The sequence below is a fragment of the Vibrio sp. Isolate22 genome, from assembly GCF_022398115.1.
Taxonomy (GTDB): Bacteria; Pseudomonadota; Gammaproteobacteria; order Enterobacterales; family Vibrionaceae; genus Vibrio.
Window position 1 is genome coordinate 45,479 of sequence record NZ_JAKEUW010000010.1, and the last position, 20,556, is coordinate 66,034.

General features: G+C 43.5%; 15 protein-coding genes. 9 read left to right on the forward strand and 6 right to left on the reverse strand.

Annotated features, from left to right (window positions below):
• Positions 1–4: 4 nt before the first annotated feature.
• Complete coding sequence (locus L1D55_RS08170) at positions 5–1,063, reverse strand: 3-deoxy-7-phosphoheptulonate synthase (RefSeq protein ID WP_105024852.1); 1,059 nt, start codon at positions 1,061–1,063, stop codon at positions 5–7.
• Between the two features lie 207 nt (positions 1,064–1,270).
• Between L1D55_RS08170 and L1D55_RS08175 the strand changes: the two genes are divergently transcribed.
• Entirely contained in the window at positions 1,271–2,158 is an 888-nt protein-coding gene (locus L1D55_RS08175; protein ID WP_239917094.1) for a putative PEP-binding protein, read from the forward strand.
• A 176-nt stretch (positions 2,159–2,334) separates the two neighbouring features.
• Positions 2,335–2,820 carry a DUF4442 domain-containing protein gene (locus L1D55_RS08180; protein ID WP_105057189.1) on the forward strand — a complete coding sequence of 162 codons (486 nt, stop codon included), beginning with the start codon at positions 2,335–2,337 and terminating at the stop codon, positions 2,818–2,820.
• Between the two features lie 100 nt (positions 2,821–2,920).
• Here the strand turns inward: L1D55_RS08180 and L1D55_RS08185 are convergent, their stop codons facing one another.
• Positions 2,921–4,276 (reverse strand): hypothetical protein, encoded by a 1,356-nt coding sequence (locus tag L1D55_RS08185; RefSeq protein ID WP_239917095.1) that lies wholly within the window; start codon positions 4,274–4,276, stop codon positions 2,921–2,923.
• A gap of 28 nt (positions 4,277–4,304) precedes the next feature.
• On the opposite strand from L1D55_RS08185, the gene L1D55_RS08190 reads away from it, so the two are divergent.
• On the forward strand, positions 4,305–5,213 hold the full coding sequence (locus L1D55_RS08190) for a S1-like domain-containing RNA-binding protein (protein WP_239917096.1): 909 nt from the start codon (positions 4,305–4,307) through the stop codon (positions 5,211–5,213).
• Positions 5,214–5,526: 313 nt separating this feature from the next.
• On the opposite strand, the gene rsmF is transcribed toward L1D55_RS08190, so the two are convergent.
• The 4 genes from rsmF to L1D55_RS08210 form a co-directional block, all read right to left on the reverse strand.
• Positions 5,527–6,948: a 16S rRNA (cytosine(1407)-C(5))-methyltransferase RsmF gene (rsmF, locus tag L1D55_RS08195; protein WP_239917097.1), complete on the reverse strand. Its 1,422-nt coding sequence runs from the start codon at positions 6,946–6,948 to the stop codon at positions 5,527–5,529.
• Positions 6,949–7,107: 159 nt separating this feature from the next.
• On the reverse strand, positions 7,108–9,765 hold the full coding sequence (locus tag L1D55_RS08200; protein ID WP_239917098.1) for an MlaD family protein: 2,658 nt from the start codon (positions 9,763–9,765) through the stop codon (positions 7,108–7,110).
• On the reverse strand, positions 9,752–11,038 hold the full coding sequence (locus L1D55_RS08205; RefSeq protein ID WP_239917099.1) for a paraquat-inducible protein A: 1,287 nt from the start codon (positions 11,036–11,038) through the stop codon (positions 9,752–9,754). Before L1D55_RS08205 ends, L1D55_RS08200 begins: the two co-directional genes overlap by 14 nt.
• A gap of 54 nt (positions 11,039–11,092) precedes the next feature.
• Positions 11,093–12,889 carry an ABC transporter ATP-binding protein gene (locus tag L1D55_RS08210; protein WP_239917100.1) on the reverse strand — a complete coding sequence of 599 codons (1,797 nt, stop codon included), beginning with the start codon at positions 12,887–12,889 and terminating at the stop codon, positions 11,093–11,095.
• Positions 12,890–12,979: 90 nt separating this feature from the next.
• Between L1D55_RS08210 and L1D55_RS08215 the strand changes: the two genes are divergently transcribed.
• From L1D55_RS08215 to L1D55_RS08240, 6 genes are all read left to right on the forward strand, one after another.
• Entirely contained in the window at positions 12,980–13,453 is a 474-nt protein-coding gene (locus L1D55_RS08215; RefSeq protein ID WP_239917101.1) for a GAF domain-containing protein, read from the forward strand.
• Positions 13,454–13,550: 97 nt separating this feature from the next.
• Positions 13,551–14,174: an RNA chaperone ProQ gene (proQ, locus tag L1D55_RS08220; RefSeq protein ID WP_004742319.1), complete on the forward strand. Its 624-nt coding sequence runs from the start codon at positions 13,551–13,553 to the stop codon at positions 14,172–14,174.
• A gap of 17 nt (positions 14,175–14,191) precedes the next feature.
• Entirely contained in the window at positions 14,192–16,186 is a 1,995-nt protein-coding gene (prc, locus tag L1D55_RS08225; protein WP_239917102.1) for a carboxy terminal-processing peptidase, read from the forward strand.
• A 259-nt stretch (positions 16,187–16,445) separates the two neighbouring features.
• A complete protein-coding gene (locus L1D55_RS08230) occupies positions 16,446–17,129 on the forward strand; it encodes a hypothetical protein (protein WP_128160502.1) in 684 nt (227 codons plus the stop codon).
• A 218-nt stretch (positions 17,130–17,347) separates the two neighbouring features.
• On the forward strand, positions 17,348–19,954 hold the full coding sequence (gene pepN / locus L1D55_RS08235) for an aminopeptidase N (RefSeq protein ID WP_239917103.1): 2,607 nt from the start codon (positions 17,348–17,350) through the stop codon (positions 19,952–19,954).
• A 219-nt stretch (positions 19,955–20,173) separates the two neighbouring features.
• Positions 20,174–20,392: a DUF2835 domain-containing protein gene (locus tag L1D55_RS08240; RefSeq protein ID WP_102425630.1), complete on the forward strand. Its 219-nt coding sequence runs from the start codon at positions 20,174–20,176 to the stop codon at positions 20,390–20,392.
• Positions 20,393–20,556 lie beyond the last annotated feature (164 nt).

Genomic DNA, 20,556 nt, shown 5'->3' on the forward strand with positions numbered 1-20,556 from the left:
TTCCTTAAGCTAAGTTTCTATCTTTAATTGCTGTTGCAAGCATGTCTAACATTGTCGCGGTATCTTCCCAGCTTAGACACGGATCGGTAATCGACTTGCCGTACTCAAGGTTGTTGATATCCGTCATTGGCTGGTTACCTTCTTTAATGAAGCTTTCCGCCATGATGCCTGCAATTTGATTTTTGTTAGATTTGATCTGTTCACAGATGTCTTTTGCAACGTCTAACTGCTTGCGGTGTTGCTTTTCACAGTTAGCGTGGCTGAAGTCTACGACTAAACGTTGAGGCAAGTCGAACTCAGCAAGCTGCTTACATGCGCTATCAACAGATTCTGCATCAAAGTTTGGACCTTTATCACCACCACGCAGAATGACGTGACCGTATGGGTTGCCTGAAGTGCGGTAAACCGTCATACGACCATTTTTATCTGGTGAGTAGAAGTAGTGAGAAGCTTGTGATGCGCGAATTGCATCAATAGCGATCTTGATGTTGCCGTTTGTCGCGTTTTTGAAGCCAACAGGGCAAGACAGTGCTGAAGCCATTTCACGGTGAATCTGAGATTCTGTAGTACGAGCACCAATTGCGCCCCAAGTGATCAGGTCTGCAATGTATTGGCCCGTGATCATATCAAGGAATTCAGTCGCGGTTGCTAGGCCAAGCTTGTTGATATCAAGTAAAAGCTGACGTGCTTTGTTTAAACCTGTTTCCAGTGCGTATGAACCATCAAGGTTTGGATCGGTAATCAGACCTTTCCAACCTACAACCGTGCGCGGTTTCTCGAAGTAGGTTCTCATTACAACAAACAATTCGTCTTTGTATTGTTCTTGAATTTGGCTCAGGCGCTCAGCGTAATCAAGTGCCGCTTCTGTATCGTGAACAGAGCAAGGGCCTACGATAACTAATAGGCGGTTATCACGACCAGTTAGGATATCTTCGATTTGGCGGCGAGAATTTGCAATACGCTCAGCAACGTCGTCAGTAATTGGGTGTGCGTTGCCTAATTCGGCAGGAGTTGGCATAGGACCCAGAGCTTGGGTTCTCAACTCATCAGTTTTTAATGGCATGTGATAGCTTTTTTATTCTATTGCGAAGTGGTTAAGATAACGGAATTGAACCGAGGAATAAACTCTCTTAAGTCAAAGTTATCTCTGTTATTACTAATATTCTTATTTTTATCAGCAGCCCGACGCTAAATACGGGATTTTCACTTGTATTAACAGGCAGCTATCGGTATTTTCGTTTGAACACAACATAAAAATGCTGGAGCAGCAATGACTCAAGAAAATCAAAGCACTTTGCACCCAGAACTAGTCTTAGGCGATGTGCTGCCTTCTTATAACGATAATAATAATTCCAACCACTTATACGTCTCTCTCTCTGAATTGGTCATGGATCGTGTCTTCTACCATCCAAGTATTGAAAGCCATTTAGATACACTTTCTGATATAGAGAAAACCTCTCTAGACGCCATTCTTGGTGGCAAAAGTGTTGATGAGCATTTCGTTTCTACCTTAGTCACGGCGATTCAAGCGGCAGTTCAACCAAATCATGCTTCTGTACGCATCGCGTTAAGCAACGCTGACAGCTACGGCTTTCGTTCGCTGTTAGGCGGCAATTGTGAAGTGGAAGAAGTAAACCCAGCACTTGGTGTTCGTGGTGTTGCGCGTTATGCGACACAAGAATACAGCAAAGCCTTTGCATTAGAGTGTCAGGTCGTTAAGGCTCTGCGTGAACAAGGCATTAATGTAGAAGTGGTAGTTCCTTATGTGCGTGCATTAAGCGATGCGGCTAAGATCATCGATTTACTTGCAGAGCAAGGTTTGCCTCGTGGTTTGAATGGCTTGAAGGTATTGTTCTCATGTGATGTGCCATCTGCCGTTCTACTGAGTGAACGTCTGCTGCATTACTTTGATGGTGTGGTAGTGAATGTCGACAGCCTAGCGTCTTTCACGCTTGGTGTTGATAAGCTGAATGAAGCGCAGCAACATGCTTTTGACCCACAGAACGAAGCGGTAATTACGCTGCTAGACATTATTGTGAAAGCGACACAGAACGCTAAGAAACCTGTTTTGCTTGTGACTCAAGGTCTGATTGATTATCCGCGTTTACAAGGTTACATCGCTGATCTTGAAGGTGTTGAAACCGTCGTGACGGCATAATTTAGCTTATTGCTTTTACTAATCAACTTGCTGTATGAGTTGATACTAAGCGCTAACGTATTGAGAATGAAAGAGATATCATTGTGTGATGATATCTCTTTTTTGTAACATTTTTTTGACATTTAAATCGTTAGTCGATTAACTGGTCTGATGACTAATTAGGCTAGGTGATTCGAATGTTAACCCCTCTACAAAAAGCAAATTTCTATTTAAGCATGTTTGGCTTTTTCAAAGTCCCACTCATCTGGCTGTGTCGACCAAAGCTTCTGGTACTCGATAACGAGCGTGTAGAGGTGAAAATTCCACTCAGAAGACGAACCAAAAACCACTTAAATAGCATGTACTTCGGTGTTTTAGCTGTCGGTGCGGATGTAGCAGGGGGCTTTCTTGCGATGAGTAAATCTCAGCAGCAAGGTGAGAAGATCTCTTTGGCGTTTAAAGAGGTGACAGGTAACTTTTTGAAGCGCCCTGAAGGTGATGTGCATTTCACTTGCACTGATGGTGAGTTGATCAACACTATGCTGGCAGAAACCATGTCGACTGGGGAGCGAGTGAATCAGCCAGTAACCATTATTGCAACGTGCCCATCTCTGCATGGCGATGAGCCGATGGCAGAATTTACGCTCACGCTTTCTATCAAAAAGATCCCATCTAGAAAGTAGTCTCAAGTAGCCGTTCAAATGATATTGGGTGGGATTCAAACCAAAAAAACGGTATGTGAATGTATATCCACATACCGCAATAGTAACACTCGTCGTAGCTCTATGACTCTTGTGTGATTTGCTCAATATCGACAATCTTTGAACGGTTCATGACGATCTTCCAACGATAGTAAGTTGGTTCGTTATCGTGGTTGTTCTCTTTGATGATTAGGTTGAGTAGGTGACGCTTCTCAACGGACTCTCGACTCACTTGGCCTTCATTCAATCGATAAATCTTATTTGAGCCTTTATCCATTAAGCGTGTCAGTGCTCTTAGGCTGATCGATAAGGTCTCACGCGTTTCCTCGTAGCCACTCATAAACGTTGATGTCGACATCTCCGTATGTGAGCGATAATGCAAGATTTGCTCTTCACGCTGCACCACACGTTTCTTACGTATCGACTGAATGCGGTCAGCGAGTTTAGAAAAGCTTGCGTAGTCCAACCACTCGAGTTTATGACCAACTGACTTATTGGTCGTTGGGTCGAAATAACGGCGTTTCCACTTTGGCTTGCCTTTACGAAGCCAGCGCCAAAGAATATCTCTTAAATCGTCTTTGAAGATCTCGCGTAGCGCATAGATAAAAGACATCGCGACGATGAAAGAAGCGGTAATCTCTCCAAGGAAATCTCGGGCTAAGATAACCGTTGTGGTTACAACCACCATCACTAAGCCTGTCGCAACACCTTTCACGGCTCGTTTAACGTTTTTACCCATCGAGGTGGTTTTCTCTTTGAGTACGATAGGGTGCTCAATTAAACGACGCAGTAAGCGCATTTTGTTACTCAAGCGGGTTACGTCTTCTCGTACCTTGGCTGAGTTGTATCGGTTCAGTTTTCTATGAGCGGTCTCTTTATCGCAAAGGGTTAAAAGGCGCTCTTTAATGGTTGAATACTCGCTACCACGAGGCATGTGTGACACTAGCGATAGGAATTTTTGCTCGGTGTACCAAGATAGGTAGTTGTCGATATTGGCGTAGTAGCGTTTTAAGTTTTCTTCATAAGGGATACTTCGACGCAGCTTCTTTAATATGTCTAAAGCCAGTTCGATAACTTCATCCACTTCATCTGCCGTTACGTCGTCACTATCATTCTTGTTTAAGCTGCTAACGGCTTTATCTAATGCGATAACATATTGATAGGCGAACAAGCTCAAACTTACACGGTATTGAGTGGTAGAGAGTCGTCCACGTTTAGCCAAACGGCTGTGTACCAGAGGCAGTAGTGTTTTATCACTGTAGTACGCGCGTTTTTGAGTGATTGAGCTATAGAAAAATGCGCTCTCAGAAAGTACTTCTGGAGTGAGTCCAAGTTCACCGGGAATGAATAGATAAACGTCCATGTCGAGCTTTTTTGTCTTAGCCATTGCATGGTTAATTTTGAGTGTTATCGCATCTTGTTTATCAACGGTGATCAACGATGGCTCCTAGAATGTAAAAATATGAATGAAACTAGCGAAAGCATATCAGAGATCACGTATAATCTCCGCCAAATTTAAAGTAGAGACAATCTTGATGATTAATATTGGTCAAATAAACAACTTAGAAGTAGTAAAACAAGCAGATTTCGGTGTATTCCTTGACGCTAGCGACTATGGAACCGTGTTGCTACCGAAACGATTTACTCCTGAAGGTGTTGAAATTGGTCAAAAGTTAGATGTGTTCTTATACATTGATTCTGACAACCAGATCGCTGCAACGACTGAAAAACCTATCGCACAAGTTGGCCAGTTTGGCTTGATGACTGTTGAAGGTGTAAACAGCACCGGTGCATTCATGAACTGGGGCGTGAAAGGTAAAGACCTACTGGTTCCTTTCAGCGAGCAACGTGGTCGATTAAACGAAGGCCAGTCAATCTTAGTATATGTGTACATTGATAAAGCATCTAGCCGCATTGTAGGTACAACTAAGTTTAACAAATGGTTAGACAACACTCCGGCGAATTACAAACGTAACCAGCAAGTTGAGTTAATCATCGCTGAACGCAGCCAGCTAGGTTACAAAGCGATCGTTAACGGCGAACACTGGGGCATGATTTTCCCATCAGACATCATCGGTAAACTATTTATTGGTAAGACGCTGAAAGGCTACATTAAAAACATTCGCGAAGAAGATGGTAAGATTGACCTTTCTCTTCAGAAAGTGGGCGTAGCTAAGATGGATGACCTAAGCGTCAAGATCTTAGACTTGCTTGAGAAGAAAGGCGGCTTTTTACCTTTGAATGATAAATCTTCACCTGAAGCGATCTTCTCTGCTTTCAGAACCAGCAAAGGTACATTCAAAAAGACCATCGGTGGCTTGTACAAAGCTGGCAAGATCTCTATCGATAAAGAAGGGATCAGCCTAGCTAAATAAGGCAAACCCTCGGTCAAAAAAAAGCCCAAACTTTCCTGTTTGGGCTTAGGGGAAAGGGCTCCGAAGAGCCTACGCTAATCGTTTCAATTCTTTATTTACTAGATGAAGTTTAGTTTAATTTTCCCAATATGCGATTTTTGACTGTGAAAATAGCGACTTGAATTGATTGTTTTGTAATTAAGTGTACTTCGAAGACCTTTTTGCATAGATCGCATGACTTAAGTTCAATAGAAAAAGCCCAAGCAACGTACGTTGTTTGGGCTTTTTGTTTGTTCGCCTATCTGCCTATTCAGCGGTAGGGCTGGAATTGTGGCTAGAACAGGTTCTTATCACGCACTAACTCTCGTGGCAGGCCGTTTTTAACTCGATTACCTACCCACTTACCAAGGCCAATGATTGCGCCATTGTATTTGACCAGCACTTCACCTTTGCCAGATAAGCCTTCCGGGCGAACATCTCTACCCATGAACCACTCACGAGCATCTTCGATAGTGAGCCCAACGATGTTAGCTTCGTTGCCTGTGGCTAATGTCGTTGCCACTTGGTGTTGCCAACGGTAGCCTTTTTTATGGGTTTCTGCGATCTTGATGCCCATGCGAGAGAAACGGAATTCACCGATCATTGGCTCTAATGCTTCGGGGAATAGCCAAACGTCTTTGTCACGAGTCCAGACTTGAGTATCTGATGGTAGCTCGATATCTAGTGCGCTTAAAAGCTGCTCAGCAACTTCTTGTTGTGCTTTCTTCGAAGCCTTCTCGAATGGGAACTTACCTAAACGCTTTTTCACTTCTGGTGGTGTCACAGACGCTAATTTTCGGATACGAGCAACGAAGAAACCTTCAGAATCATAAACCTGAGGGAAGATGTGTAGAAAGCCTTCTTCTGTTGTGGTTGCTTTCGCGTTATCGAATAGGGACTCTAGAGATTCAAACTCCACCTCATCACCAAAGGTCTCTTTTAAGTGATGACACACCTGTTGGTTTTCTTCTGTGCTTAACGTACACGTCGAGTAGACCAATACACCATTAGGTTTAAGGGCGTGGAATGCACTTTCAATAAGGTCTTTTTGCGTGTCTGCAATCTCAACAACCGATTGATACGTCCAGTTCTTCATGGCGTCGGCATCTTTACGAATTGTGCCTTCACCGGAGCAGGGGGCATCCAGTAATACAGCGTCGAATTGTTCAGGTAACCAACCACCAAACACGCGACCATCAAAATTACTTAGCGCTGCATTTCTTACGCCGCAGCGTTCAATGTTAGCGTGAAGCACTTTAACTCGGCTTGCTGCGTATTCATTGGCAACCAACACACCACGGTTGTTCATCAGCGCTGCAAGTTGAGTGGTTTTAGAACCTGGAGCCGCAGCGGTGTCGAGTACTGCTTGATAGTCCTCTTCACCTTGGAAAAGCGCTGACGGTGGCATCATTGAGCTAGCTTCTTGGATGTAGAACAAGCCAGACATGTGCTCGGCAGTATTACCTAATGGCGCTTCAGTTTCATCGGCCGTGATCCAAAAACCCGTTTCACACCAAGGTACTGGTTCCAGTTCCCAACCTTTATCTTTTGCGCGCACCAGAAAGTCTTCAACACTGATCTTAAGAGTGTTCACTCGAATACTTTTACGAAGTGGCTTTTGACAAGAAGCGACAAAGGAAGCCATATCTAAATGGCTAGGCATGATGCTTTCAATATGAGTAAGGAATTCTTCTGGGATATATACGTTAGCGTGCAAAAGGGTATCTCGATTTTTAGCGTGAATGCGGGCAGTTTAAAGCAAAATGAGACTGTCCTAAACCAAATTTGCTTTAAACAATAAAAATGCAGCCCTAAGGCTGCATTTAGATGTGAATTGTCGGTTATTCGCTCAGATGACTGGAGCTATGAGTCAAGCCTATGGGCGAGGGATGGCCGTTCTCCACGATTTCCACTCGTCTTCCGCTTTAGGGTACAAATAGAATGACTGGTCTTCTTCTGCCAAAGGCTGCAGTTCATTAGTCGGTGGTGTTGAGAAAGTAATACCACCTCTGATTAAGCTATCGACAGTACCTGCCTTGATGTTTGCACCAGACAAGCCGATAGACACATCCACACCTGATACATTCCAGAACACACTGTTGGCACGAATTAAGTAAGCGAACTCTGGTTTGATTTGAATGGTAGAGATAATGCGATCTGCAAACTCACCAAGTTGAACGTCAATGACTGTACCGATTTCTAGCTCGCGGAACAGAATTGGTGTACCTTCTGATACCGAACCGCGGCTCTCGCTTTGTAGTGTGAAAATCTTGCCTTCAGGCTGAACTGGACCATTGCTTAGCTTGAATGCTGTGGTTTTGTTTCCTTTACCCGGTTCAACTTTAATGTGCTTAGAAATCAGAGAAGAGACATTCTTAATCCCATTCAAACCAATCTCTGGCTCAGCTAGCCAAAAATGGCTACCAGCAACAGCTATCCTATCGACATACTCAGGAAGGATACGAGCCGTAATCTCAATACCACCTTTAGTGAAATTCGGAACGACTAAAGTCACTTCACCGACATTGACGCCTTGATATTTAATTGGCGTCCCTTTACTCACTTCTTGATCACCTGAAGACGTAATCGTTATGGCACGGCCAAATTTACGAGCAGATTTAGAGTCGTTATAGAGCTTCCAAACATCACCGAGTTTGTTGTCGATACCCGGTAGTGAATCAAATGCAATGCCGCCTTGAATCAGAGTTTTTACCGGAGCTGCTTTGATGCTAATACCAGACAAAGACGCGTCGACTTCAACACCAGAACGATTCCAAAACACGGTATTGTTGTTTATTAGGTGCGTGTAGCGGTTTTCAATGGTGACCTGGATTCTCACGCCGCCGTCAGCAAGCTGAAAATCACTTACACTACCGACTTGTAGGTTGCGGTAGAGCAGTGGACTACCTTTAGAAATTGATGGCAATTCACTTGCGAACAACGATAGTGTTTTAGAGCCAGATTGGTTGAGCTTTGCAATCTCAGCGAGTGATTTGCTTTGGAAAAGTTGGTAGCTTTCTCTTGTTTGATCTTTACCCTCGCTCACGAAGCTAATAGAGCCTGTCAGTAGCTGTTTTGCTGGTGGGACGGTCACACTTAACCCTGATTCCGTAAGCTCAGCACTCGCGCTGCCGGTTACGAAGAAGCGGTTATTACTTTTGATAAGGTGAGCGTATTGATTGTCGATCAACGCATCCATGAACACTTCGTGCTTATCGCTCCCTGTGCCAACGCCATCAACTAAACCTACTTTGATGATTGAGCCAACAGGTATGCCTTTATAGAGTAGTTGTGTGCCTACATCGAGACCAAAAGAATTGTTCGAGGTAAGGCGAATAGCAACGGACTTTTCTTGCTCTTGGCTATATTCTGTTTTGCGAATTGCAGTGAAACGGCGTGCTTTTTCACCTTCACCTGGGACTAGCGTTAAGAAGTTGCCCGTCACTAAGTTAGCGATGTTCTTCATTCCCGTCAGCGATAGTTCAGCTTCTTCGAGAATGAACTTACTGCCACTGTTGAGGAAATCACTGAACGCAGGTTGGATAGCTGCAGATGCGATGACATTCTCACGGCCTTCACTGAGTGATAAGTCGGTAATTTGACCGATTTCTATGCCGCGGTACATGATTGGAGCACCAGTTGCACTGATCTTATTATCATCAGGGACCGCAATCTTAATAGAGATCCCACGACCAGCGGTTTTTAGATCTGGGTAGAGTTTGAATTTGGTGTTCATTTCCACTGGCTGACCATCTCCTGGTGAGTCTACGGCGATAGAACCACCTAACAGAGCGCTTAGGCTTTCCAAGCGAACATCAACCCCAGAAAATCCGATACTTGCCCCTAAGCCGCTGACGTTCCAGAAACGGCTTTGGTCGGTAATGATATGGCTGTATTCATCTTTAATAGCCGCTTGAATCGTGACTGACTTTCCGCTTTCGTTAAGTTGGTAGTTGTAGACCTCGCCGATCGGAATCTTACGATAAACAATCTGAGAGCCAACAGAGACGCCACCCAAATCTTTTGTGGTCAGTGATATGTTCAAGCCATCGGCAGCTAATAAGTCAGAAGGCGCAGACTCCAAAGCTTGGAAAACAGTTTCTGGTTCTTGTTTGGTTTCACTTGGGTGAATCGCAATGTAGTTACCGGATACCAACGCATCTAACCCAGATATTCCAGACAAGCTTGCGGTCGGCTTCACTAACCAAAAACGAGTGCCTTTAGATAACAGCTTTTTTGCTTCCGGATAGATATCAGCATCAACATAGATATTAGATAAGTCTTTCGATAGGGTAATATCGCGGACCATACCCACTTCTAAGCCTTGGTAGCGAATCGTGGTGCGTCCTGCGACTAAGCCTGCCGCATCTGAGAAGTAGATCTGCACACGTTGGCCTGCATCATGGACTGACTTCATGACTAGCCAGCCAGCAAGTGCAACGGTGAGGATCGGCAGAATCCACAAAGGAGAAATCCCTTTGTTTTTTCTGACTTCCGGTGAATATGATGTTTGTGATTGGTTATTGTCGTTCATTCACTGACTCATCTTTAGAGGTATAGTTATCCCAAATTAGCCTAGGATCTAAGCTTTCCGCTGCCAGCATTGTTAGAACAACAACCACGCCGAAAGCGACTGCACCATAACCTGGTGTGAAGTTTAAAATTTGTCCACGGTCGACCAATGTCATCATGATCGAAATAACGAACAGATCCATAACGGACCATTTCCCCACCCATTTCACGATAAAATAGATGGTCATGCGTTGTCTGTGGTAAAGCGCTCGTTTCATTTGAATACAAATCAATATGTAAGCAAGCCCAAGAATTTTGGCCACGGGAACGACAATACTCGCAATAAAAATGATGGCAGCGATGCCGTACATGTCGCTATTAATCAAAGAGGCGACACCGGAAATGATCGTATCTTCGAGTCGTTGGCCGTTTGTAATAAGAATAGATATAGGAATCACGTTCGCTGGCACAATCGCAACGGCGGCAGCAAAAAGCAGTGCCCATGTCTTTTGTATCGAGTAAGGCTTGCGGTGATACAAAGCATGATGACAACGAACACAAGCGTGACCGTCAGGCTGAGAAAGGTGGCAGTTGTGGCAGTGCACGTTTTTGTTTTTGGTAAAACTATATTCCGATTCTTTTGCCCACGCTTCCCAATAGCGGCGAACACTAATGCGGCTCACCAGTAACACGCTAAATAGCTGGAGTAAGATCAGGCCAATCAAACCGGGACCAACAAAAATGTCAGAGTAGTCTTGTAGCTTAAAACAGGAGATCGCCACGCTCACTAAGAACACATCCAGCATCATCCAATGTTTTAAGGTCTGAATGGTGACCAGCGAGTAGCGAAACGGTGTAAAGAAGCCAAAACGAAGCGAGAAGTGGCTGATTAATACAGAACTACAAACGAGCAACGGCGCTATTGAACTACAGAATAGGATAAGTAAGCCGAGCAGTGGGAAACCTTCATTCATCAAGGTAAATACGCCGGATGGCAGCGTAGCGGGAATCATCACCCCGATAAGACGAATGCTAATGAAATCAAAAAAGTGGGACGGGATAAACAGTAACAAGCATGTGATCGCGATTGCTAGGTTTCCAGAAAGGCTAGGGGTGCCACCTCGGTAAAGCTGGGTACCACACCTCGGGCAATAGGCGGACTTTCCTAGTGGGATGTCCACCTTGTCGATAGGAAGCTCACAGCCTTGACACAAACGAACAGAGCTGCTGTCGCTTTGATGCTTGGTCGTTGATAAACCTTGAGTTACAGATGGGGAGGTCACGCGACCTCCCATATTGAATTGTGTGTCAGTTTAGAAGTGTGGTGTATGTGGTTAGGACAATAACTATCAGGCGTGCGATTGCACACTGCCATAGAGTGTTTGATAAAGTCCTTGTTGTTCAACCAGTTCACCATGTGTTCCCGTCTGTGTGACTTGTCCATCTTCTAAAACATAGATTAGATCTGCTTGCTTCACCGCTGATAAGCGATGAGCCACGATTAAAGTTGTGCGGTCTTTCAAAAACTCACTCAACGCTTTATGCAGTGCAGACTCTGTTGCCGTATCTAATGCTGATGTTGCTTCATCAAGAATAACAAACTTAGGATTGCTCAGCACCATACGAGCAATGGCTAGACGTTGTCGTTGGCCTCCTGAAAGGCGAACACCGTTCCTACCAATTTGAGTATCCAAGCCGTTACTTAACTGCTTGATCACGTCTTGCATTTGAGAGACTTCAAGCGCGCGCCACAACGACATTTCGTCATAGTCAGCGCCAAGGGTCAGATTATGCCTTAATGTATCGTTGAAGAGTATAGGTTGTTGTAAAACAACAGCAATTTGGTTGCGTATAATATCAAAACTGATGTCATCGGTAGTTTCACCGTTATAGCGAATACATCCAGAGTCTGCTTGATAAACCCCAATCAGCAACTGGATTAGCGTGGATTTACCGCCACCACTAGCCCCAACCAATGCCACTTTTTTACCAGCAGGGATGTGCAGCGAGAGGTTATTTAAAACAGTGTTTTCTAATGTGTAAGAGAATGTAACGTTATCAATGTCGACCGTCACTTCTTCATCATCATTGAATGGGTTCACCTTGCTAACAGGGCGTTTCTCTTCTTCTAGTTGTAGCAGATCATTTATACGTTGCAGCGCTGCTTTAGCGCTATACCAAGAGAATTGAATACCGAGCAGCTCTTGTACCGGGCCTAGCATAAACCACAAGTAGCCGAATACAGCAAAGATTTGACCAATGGTTAAGTCACTGAACAACACCATTAGCATCGCTACCGCGCGAAACAGTTCAAAACCTAGTAAGAAGAGCAGAAAAGAAACTCGACCAGCAGCTTCTGATTGCCATGCATATTTGTCAGCATCGATTCTTACTTGGTTCGCTTGAACCTTGAGTTCATCAAGGAAAATACGTTCTTTGTTAGCTGCACGCAGTTGATAGATGCCGTCTAGTGTTTCAACTAATCGGTTTTGAAAACGTTCAAACGATTGGTTCTCGTGTTTCTTTAAGTGCTTAACTTTACTGCCTAGTTTACGTGAGAAGTAAATGACAACAGGATTGACCAGTAGAATGAACAGGCCTAAACGCCACTCTAACCACAATAGAACGATCGCTGTGCCGAACACAGTTAAAAAGCTGATTAGGAATTTAGACAGTGTTGAACCAATAAACTTATCAATGGTCTCTATGTCTGTGATCAAGTGAGCATTGATGCCGCCACTGCCTTTTGTCTCGTACTGTCTGATGCTGATACGACCGAGTTTGTCGATCATCTTGCTGCGCATCTTATACGTGATGGTTTTAGAGACTAGCGTGAACTGACGTCCTTGAAGGATGTTAAGCCCTTGGCTGACAGTGCGCATCAAGATGACAAGTAAAAGAGTTAATGCAATATAGCCGGTAGGGGTTTGCATTGACGTAGGCAGCATATGGTTCATCATCTCAAGCCCAGATGCTGGCTTGTCGAGAAGTACCTCATCCACCATGAGTGGCATGAGCAGTGGGATAGGGACACTGATTAGTGTCGCGAGCACCGCAATGATGTTGGCAAACACCAGTTTGGACTTGTGTTTTTTTACTTGAGTTATCAGCCAAGAACGGCTAATAGTGTCATCTGAATTGGTCATTTTAATGAGAATAAGTCCTATTTAGGTGGGTGGTCGCATTCTACTGTGTTCTCTTAATAATGGAAGTCTCAATTTAATTGGAAGTTAATAATGAAAATAGAACATTACCATCGCTTAACCAAACAAGCCGTTGCATTAATCGAATCAGAAACCGATATGATCGCAAATTTGTCAAATATCAGTGCATTACTGTCGATGGAACTTGACGATCTTAACTGGGCAGGCTTTTACTTAATGAAGGGCGATGAATTGGTTCTTGGTCCATTTCAAGGTAAACCTGCATGTGTGCGTATTCCTGTTGGCCGTGGTGTATGTGGTACAGCAGTGTCAACGAACACTGTTCAACGTATATACGATGTGCATGAGTTTGAGGGTCACATTGCTTGTGACGCGGCAAGTAACTCAGAAATCGTAATTCCGTTTTCGATTGATGGAAAAATAGCGGGTGTACTTGATATCGATAGCCCAAATGTTGGTCGATTTAGCGAAATTGACGAGGAAGGACTGACGTTTTTCATGGCTGAAGTGGAAAAGCTGCTTAATTCGCACGCGAACAAGGCATAAATTATTCTCTTACTGTGGTTTTTCCCAAGCATCTCTCTATAATACGTAAAAATATTTTCTTAATGCTCGCGGAAAACCGCAAAAACCAGGAACCCACATGGAAAACACTGAAAAGTTAAAAAACAGCAAAGAAGTTATCGCATATATTGCTGAATGTTTCCCTAAATGCTTTACTTTAGAAGGTGAAGCGAAGCCACTTAAAATTGGTATTTTTCAAGATCTTGCTGAACGTCTAAATGAAGACGAAAAAGTAAGTAAGACTCAGCTTCGTGCAGCGTTAAGACAGTACACATCATCATGGCGTTACCTGCACGGCGTAAAAGCTGGTGCAGAGCGTGTTGACCTAGACGGCAACGCGTGTGGCACACTAGAAGAAGAGCACGTTGAGCACGCTAAAGCTACACTTGCAGAAAGCAAAGCTAAAGTTCAAGCTCGTCGTAAAGAGCAAGCACAAAAAGCTCGTGAAGAAGGCAAAGCGAAACCTAAGGCGAAGAAAGCTCCACAGCCTCGTCGCCAAGCGCCTAAAGCACCAAAAGTAGAAAAGCCTGTAGAAACACGCGCTTTGAACGCTGACGAATTCATCGCTGGCAAAGAAGTAAATGTGAACATGGGTAAAGGAAACATGGCTGCGACCATTGTTGAAATCAATAAGGAAGATGTACGTGTTCAGTTAGCAAACGGCCTACAAATGGTTGTTAAAGCGGAGCACTTGCGCGCTTAAAGGAGATACTCCTACGCATGAAATGCCGTTCAAAATTGACACTGATTGCTGCTAGCTTTTTGCTAGCAGCTTCAGCTCAGGCTCTTGAAGCCAAATTAGATCAGGACGATTTACCTCTACTCGCTCCTGAGGTCCAACACGAAACTGCTAGTAAACGTGTTACTTCTCGATTTACTCGTTCCCACTATAAACACTTCAATCTCAACGACGATTTTTCTCAAGCTATCTTTAATCGTTACTTAGAGATGCTGGATTACAATCGTAATATCTTCACTCAAGCTGATATTGACTCTTTCTCTGCGGCATCTAAACAAATTGATGACCAGTTAAAAGCAGGCGACAACCAGATTGCTTTCGATGTTTACAATTTGTCTATGCAGAAGCGTTTTGAACGTTTTCAGTATGCACTGTCTTTGCTCGATAACGAGATCAAGTTTGATACCGATGAAACTATCGAACTGAATCGCAGTAAGGCTGCGTGGCCGAAAGATATCGCTGAAGTGAATGAGCTTTGGAGAAAACGCGTTAAATATGATGCGTTGAATCTAAAGCTGACTGGTAAAGAGTGGCCAGAAATTCAAGAAGTTTTGGAAAAGCGTTACAACAATGCGATGAAGCGTATCACGCAATCGCACAACGAAGATGCTTTCCAGATCTACATGAACGCATTTGCGCGAGAGGTCGACCCTCATACTAGTTATCTTTCTCCTAGAAATGCAGAGCAATTCCAATCTGAGATGAACCTATCTCTGGAAGGGATTGGTGCTGTGCTTCAAATGACAGACGACTACACCGTTATTCGTTCTTTAGTAGCTGGTGGACCGGCTTCTAACAGTAAACAGTTGAGTGATGGCGACCGCATTGTTGGTGTTGGTCAAGATGGCGAAGAGATTGTTGATGTTATCGGCTGGCGCTTAGATGATGTAGTACAACTTATCAAAGGCCCGAAAGGGACCAAAGTTAAGCTACAGATCTTGCCAGATGGTAAAGATGCAAAAAGTCACGTTGTCACAATTGTCCGTGACAAGATTCGTCTAGAAGACCGCGCTGTTAAATCAGAAGTTATCGAGAAAGACGGTAAGAAGATTGGTGTACTAGAAGTACCAAGCTTTTACGTTGGTCTTTCGAAAGATACCGACAAGTTGATTACTGAGCTTAAAGAGCAAGGTGTTGAAGGTATTATTGTCGATCTTCGAAACAATGGCGGCGGTGCATTAACCGAAGCAACGGAACTCTCTGGTCTATTTATCAAAGAGGGACCTGTTGTCCAAGTTCGTGACAGTTACGGTCGTGTCAAAGTAAACAGTGATACCGATGGTAAGATTAGCTACCAAGGACCGCTAACGGTTTTAGTGAATCGCTACAGTGCATCGGCATCTGAGATCTTTGCTGCAGCAATGCAAGATTACGGTCGAGCGATTATTCTAGGTGAAAACTCTTTTGGTAAAGGAACGGTACAACAGCACCGCTCTTTGAATCATATTTATGATTTATTCGATAAAGAGTTGGGCTATGTTCAATACACAATCCAGAAATTCTACCGTATCAACGGTGGCAGTACGCAAAACAAAGGGGTAGTCCCTGATATTGCTTACCCAACGCCGATCGATCCAGCAGATACTGGTGAAAGTGTTGAAGATAATGCACTACCTTGGGATAGTATCGACAAAGCGAAATACTCAGTGTTACAACGTAACGATGAGCAGATAGCTGCGTTAACGGCTAAACACCAAGCTCGTATCGCGACAGACATGGAATTTGGCTTTATCGCGCAAGATATTGAAAAATATAAGGCAGATAAAGACGACAACGAACTTTCTTTGAATGAAAAAGTTCGCCAACAAGAGAGTGATGATGCGGAAGCTCTTCGTTTAGAACGTATCAATCAACGTCAAAAAGCTGCTGATTTAGAGCTTTTTAAAACGTTGGATGATGTTCCTAACGATTACGAAGCGCCAGACGCTTATCTTGATGAGTCGGTTGCAATCATGCTAGATATGATCAACAAATAGGTTTACGACCTGTTGAAATTAAAAAGCGAGCTTAGGCTCGCTTTTTTTGTATCTATTCGGTCTGATGTGACGCTATCTAATTGTTTACTTAGGCTTTTATTGAAAATTAGCGAGGGAGTTCCCCGAGAGTTTTCTAGATTTTCGTTTGATTAATAATGACATTTAAGTTACTTCGCATTTAAAATTTAGTGACTTGGATCATATTTTTTCGCTTTCTATTCATTACGTGCCTAAGCTTAAAGAAAACGAGGGGACGCTTATGAAATGGATTCTATTATTTTTATCTTGTTTAAGTTTCGCTGCTTTTGGGAGCGAAGTTGCTTCTAATGGTCAACAATCAAAAAGCGATAGTAATCTATCCCACTTTGACCTTCCTCTGTTGCTTGGTGATTGGTATCTGATGAATCCAGATCCAGAGCAAGGCACTGAAAACTTTAGAGCAATCAAGCTGACTCTCGATTCAAATTACTCATTTACTATCGATATCCAGAAAAAAGACTACAGTGTCGATCATTGGGAAGGTTTATATAATGCTAATGAAGATACGATCATCCTGGGGTTGAATACATCTGAGCCACAAGTCTACTCATACAGCAGTAATCACAATATGTTGAATCTCAATGGTGTGATGTTCACAAAAGCATTACCTAATGCACTGGCGGGGATCTGGTCGAGCGCGGAGTTGTCCGGCAGTGACTTGAGAGCGAGCAATATTCAAAAGATGGATTTGGTCCTTCAGCCTGACTTTATATTCATGTTCCGTGTATCTGATGATGCGGGCAGTGAAGTAGTTCGTCGCGGTGTCTACTACACGGAAGGGGATCAACTGGTCCTGCTTTACGAAGATGGTGAACATGGTACTCGTTACACGCTAAACAGTGATGTATTAACGCTCCAAGGTGAGGAGGGAGACATGTTTGCGGTGCTGAACCGTATCCGCTAAATGTCGATGTGGTCTCTGAAATCCAAGCTTGTTGATAATATGGTTCTCAGGTCATTTATTAGGCGTTCCTATCTGATTTGACTGATAAAATAGCAAAACATGGAGGCATTTTTTAACAATGCCTCCTTTTTTCAATATTCCCCTTGTGTTCTCGGCGCTCAACCTTTAGATATATACAGTTAAAAATAATTACGTATAACGATCAAAAGGAACTCGTCATGGCACATACACCTCAAGCCAAGTATCGTAAAGACTATCAATCACCATCTCACACTATTGCTGAAATCGATCTCACCTTCGATTTGTACGATTCAGCATCCATCATCACAGCGGTTTCTAGTGTTAAGCAAGAGAAAGACAGCTCGACATTAGTATTGGATGGAGAAGGCTTGAAGTTGGTTTCTGTTTTGGTCGATGGTCAAGAGTGGTCGCAATACGAACAGTCTGAAACTCAACTTACGTTAAACGAACTTCCAAAAGAATTTACGCTAACTGTCGTTACTGAAGTTAACCCTGAAGGGAACACGGCACTAGAAGGCCTTTATAAATCAGGCGGCGCGTTCTGTACTCAGTGTGAAGCGGAAGGTTTCCGTCGTATCACTTACTACATGGATCGCCCTGATGTACTGGCAAAGTTCACGACTACCGTTATCGCGGACAAAGCAGAAAACCCATTCTTATTAAGTAATGGTAACCGTGTTGATGAAGGTGAGGCAGAAAATGGTCGTCACTGGGTTAAATGGCAAGACCCGCACCCGAAACCAGCATACCTGTTTGCACTAGTAGCTGGTGACTTCGATGTACTTCGCGATGCCTACACCACGCAATCTGGCCGTAAAGTCGACCTAGAAATCTTCGTTGATAAAGGCAACCTAGACCGTGCAAATCACGCAATGGTTTCTTTGATTAACTCAATGAAGTGGGATGAAGAGCGCTTTAACTTAGAGTACGACTTAGATATTTACATGATCGTAGCGGTTGATTTCTTCAACATGGGTGCGATGGAGAACAAGGGACTAAACGTATTTAACTCTAAGTTTGTTCTAGCGAACGACCAAACAGCAACGGATACCGATTACTTAGGTATTGAAGCGGTAATTGGTCACGAATATTTCCACAACTGGACTGGTAACCGAGTGACTTGTCGTGATTGGTTCCAATTGAGCCTGAAAGAAGGCTTAACCGTATTCCGCGACCAAGAGTTCTCTTCAGATCTTGGCTCTCGTGCAGTAAACCGTATCAACAACGTACGTATTATCCGCGGTCCACAATTCGCAGAAGATGCGAGCCCAATGTCTCACCCAATTCGACCAGAAAAAGTGATAGAAATGAATAACTTCTACACTCTGACTGTGTACGAAAAGGGCAGCGAAGTGATTCGTATGATTCATACATTACTTGGCGAAGAAGGCTTCCAAAAAGGTATGAAGCTTTACTTCGAACGCCACGATGGTACAGCAGCAACGTGTGAAGATTTCGTTGCCGCAATGGAAGATGCATCGGGTGTTGATCTGTCTCAGTTCCGTTTATGGTACAGCCAATCTGGCACACCGACTCTGTCTGTTGAAAGCCATTATGACGCAGAGAAAAAACAGTACACACTAAAAACTCGCCAGGTAACCGCACCCACGCATGAGCAAGCTGAAAAGCAAGCCTTGCATATTCCTCTAGACATCGAACTGTACACTGCGACAGGTGATGTGATTGAGTTACAATGTAACGGTAAGCCTGTTCACAATGTGTTAGATGTGAAAGAAGCTGAACAGACTTTTGTGTTCGAAAACGTAATCGAGAAACCAGTGCCATCATTGCTGCGTGAATTCTCTGCACCAGTAAAACTTGAATACGACTATTCAGATGAAGAGCTGATCTTCTTAATGGTGAATGCGCGCAATGAGTTTTCTCGTTGGGATGCGGGTCAAATGCTATTGGCTAAGTACATTCGCAGTAACGTTGAGAACGTTCAACAAGGTCAGAAGTTTGAATTATCAGCATCTGTTGTTGATGCATTCCGCGGTGTACTACTGAGTGATTCGCTAGAACCGGCATTCATCGCAGAAATGCTTTCACTACCAAGCCACAATGAAGTGTCTGGATGGTATGAGCGTGTTGATATTGATGCTGTCGCGTCAGTGCTTAACTCGATGAAGGTGACGCTAGCAGTAGAGCTTGAAGACGAGTTGGCTGCGGTTTATCACAGCCATGCGCTAACGGACTATACAATTGATCACGACTCAATTGGTAAGCGTACTCTGCGTAAAGTTTGTCTAAGCTACTTAGCTCATACAGAGCAGGGTAACGACTTGGTTGTTGAGATGTATAAAACAGCAAACAACATGACTGACACTATGGCTGCAATGGGCGCCGCTAACAGTGCAAAATTGCCTTGTCGTGAAAGCTTGATGTCAGATTACAGCGACAAGTGGAAGCATGATGGTCTTGTTATGGATAAATGGTTTGCGCTGCAAGGTACCAACCCTAGTTCAAATGCGCTTGAAGTGATCAAAGAGTCTATGTCACATCAGGCATTCAGTTTGAAGAACCCGAACCGTACGCGTAACTTAGTCGGTTCATTCTTCAACATGAACCCGGTTCAATTCCATGATAAATCGGGACAGGGTTATGCATTTGCTGGTGAGATCTTACGTGAACTAAACAGCAGCAACCCGCAAGTTGCTTCGCGTCTGATTGATCCACTGCTTAAGTTCCGTAAGTATGATGACGAGCGTCAAGCACTTATCAAAACAGAGCTTGAGACGTTGAAGAACATGGATAATCTTGCAAAAGACTTGTTTGAGAAAGTAACAAAAGCACTAGAAGCTTAAGTGAAGAACTCAATAGTGTGAGCAGCTTGCTAAGAAGCGGTTTACTCATATAAAAAATTCATCAGTGGTAGAGAGCATCTACCACTGATTTTTTGTTTATGGGGGATCGATATTTAAGTAAGCTAAAGTTAAATCCAAAGCTTTTTAGACAGAATGTTTTTACAGTTAGACATCGTTAAGTGCCAAAAAATACCGGCACTGTATATATACAGGCATCGTATGAATCACTATATTTTCCAACTTAACATCTCATATCAGCAGTTTCTGGCCAGTTATTCGGGTGCGGCAAGTCAAGTTCAAGTAATAACAACAACAGGATTGCGCATACAGTTACCTGCAACTCGATTCAGACCTTTTCTTACACAAATAGGGGTTAGAGGGCAATTTAGGCTGACAACTGACCAAAAAAATAAGTTTATCAAGTTGGAAGCTCTGTAAAGCTTGGCGTGCCTAGTGAGTTAAAAGGAATCTTAATCACATAATCAAACATTTCACCTCCTACCACAGTTAAAACAATTAACCATTTTTCAATAATGCTTTTACAATAAATGAATGCATTACCTTTGCTTAACTCGTTAGTAGACAAGCGCTCAACGGCGTAA

What these genes read in the sequence shown, in the direction of transcription:
- L1D55_RS08170 (WP_105024852.1), bottom strand. Translation starts at nt 1,063, where the DNA reads ATGCCATTAAAAACTGATGAGTTGAGAACCCAAGCTCTGGGTCCTATG.
- L1D55_RS08210 (WP_239917100.1), bottom strand. Translation starts at nt 12,889, where the DNA reads ATGACCAATTCAGATGACACTATTAGCCGTTCTTGGCTGATAACTCAA.
- pepN (WP_239917103.1), top strand. Translation starts at nt 17,348, where the DNA reads ATGGCACATACACCTCAAGCCAAGTATCGTAAAGACTATCAATCACCA.
- proQ (WP_004742319.1), top strand. Translation starts at nt 13,551, where the DNA reads ATGGAAAACACTGAAAAGTTAAAAAACAGCAAAGAAGTTATCGCATAT.
- L1D55_RS08180 (WP_105057189.1), top strand. Translation starts at nt 2,335, where the DNA reads ATGTTAACCCCTCTACAAAAAGCAAATTTCTATTTAAGCATGTTTGGC.
- L1D55_RS08200 (WP_239917098.1), bottom strand. Translation starts at nt 9,765, where the DNA reads ATGAACGACAATAACCAATCACAAACATCATATTCACCGGAAGTCAGA.
- L1D55_RS08190 (WP_239917096.1), top strand. Translation starts at nt 4,305, where the DNA reads ATGAAACTAGCGAAAGCATATCAGAGATCACGTATAATCTCCGCCAAA.
- L1D55_RS08175 (WP_239917094.1), top strand. Translation starts at nt 1,271, where the DNA reads ATGACTCAAGAAAATCAAAGCACTTTGCACCCAGAACTAGTCTTAGGC.
- L1D55_RS08240 (WP_102425630.1), top strand. Translation starts at nt 20,174, where the DNA reads ATGAATCACTATATTTTCCAACTTAACATCTCATATCAGCAGTTTCTG.
- L1D55_RS08230 (WP_128160502.1), top strand. Translation starts at nt 16,446, where the DNA reads ATGAAATGGATTCTATTATTTTTATCTTGTTTAAGTTTCGCTGCTTTT.
- L1D55_RS08215 (WP_239917101.1), top strand. Translation starts at nt 12,980, where the DNA reads ATGAAAATAGAACATTACCATCGCTTAACCAAACAAGCCGTTGCATTA.
- L1D55_RS08205 (WP_239917099.1), bottom strand. Translation starts at nt 11,038, where the DNA reads ATGGGAGGTCGCGTGACCTCCCCATCTGTAACTCAAGGTTTATCAACG.
- prc (WP_239917102.1), top strand. Translation starts at nt 14,192, where the DNA reads ATGAAATGCCGTTCAAAATTGACACTGATTGCTGCTAGCTTTTTGCTA.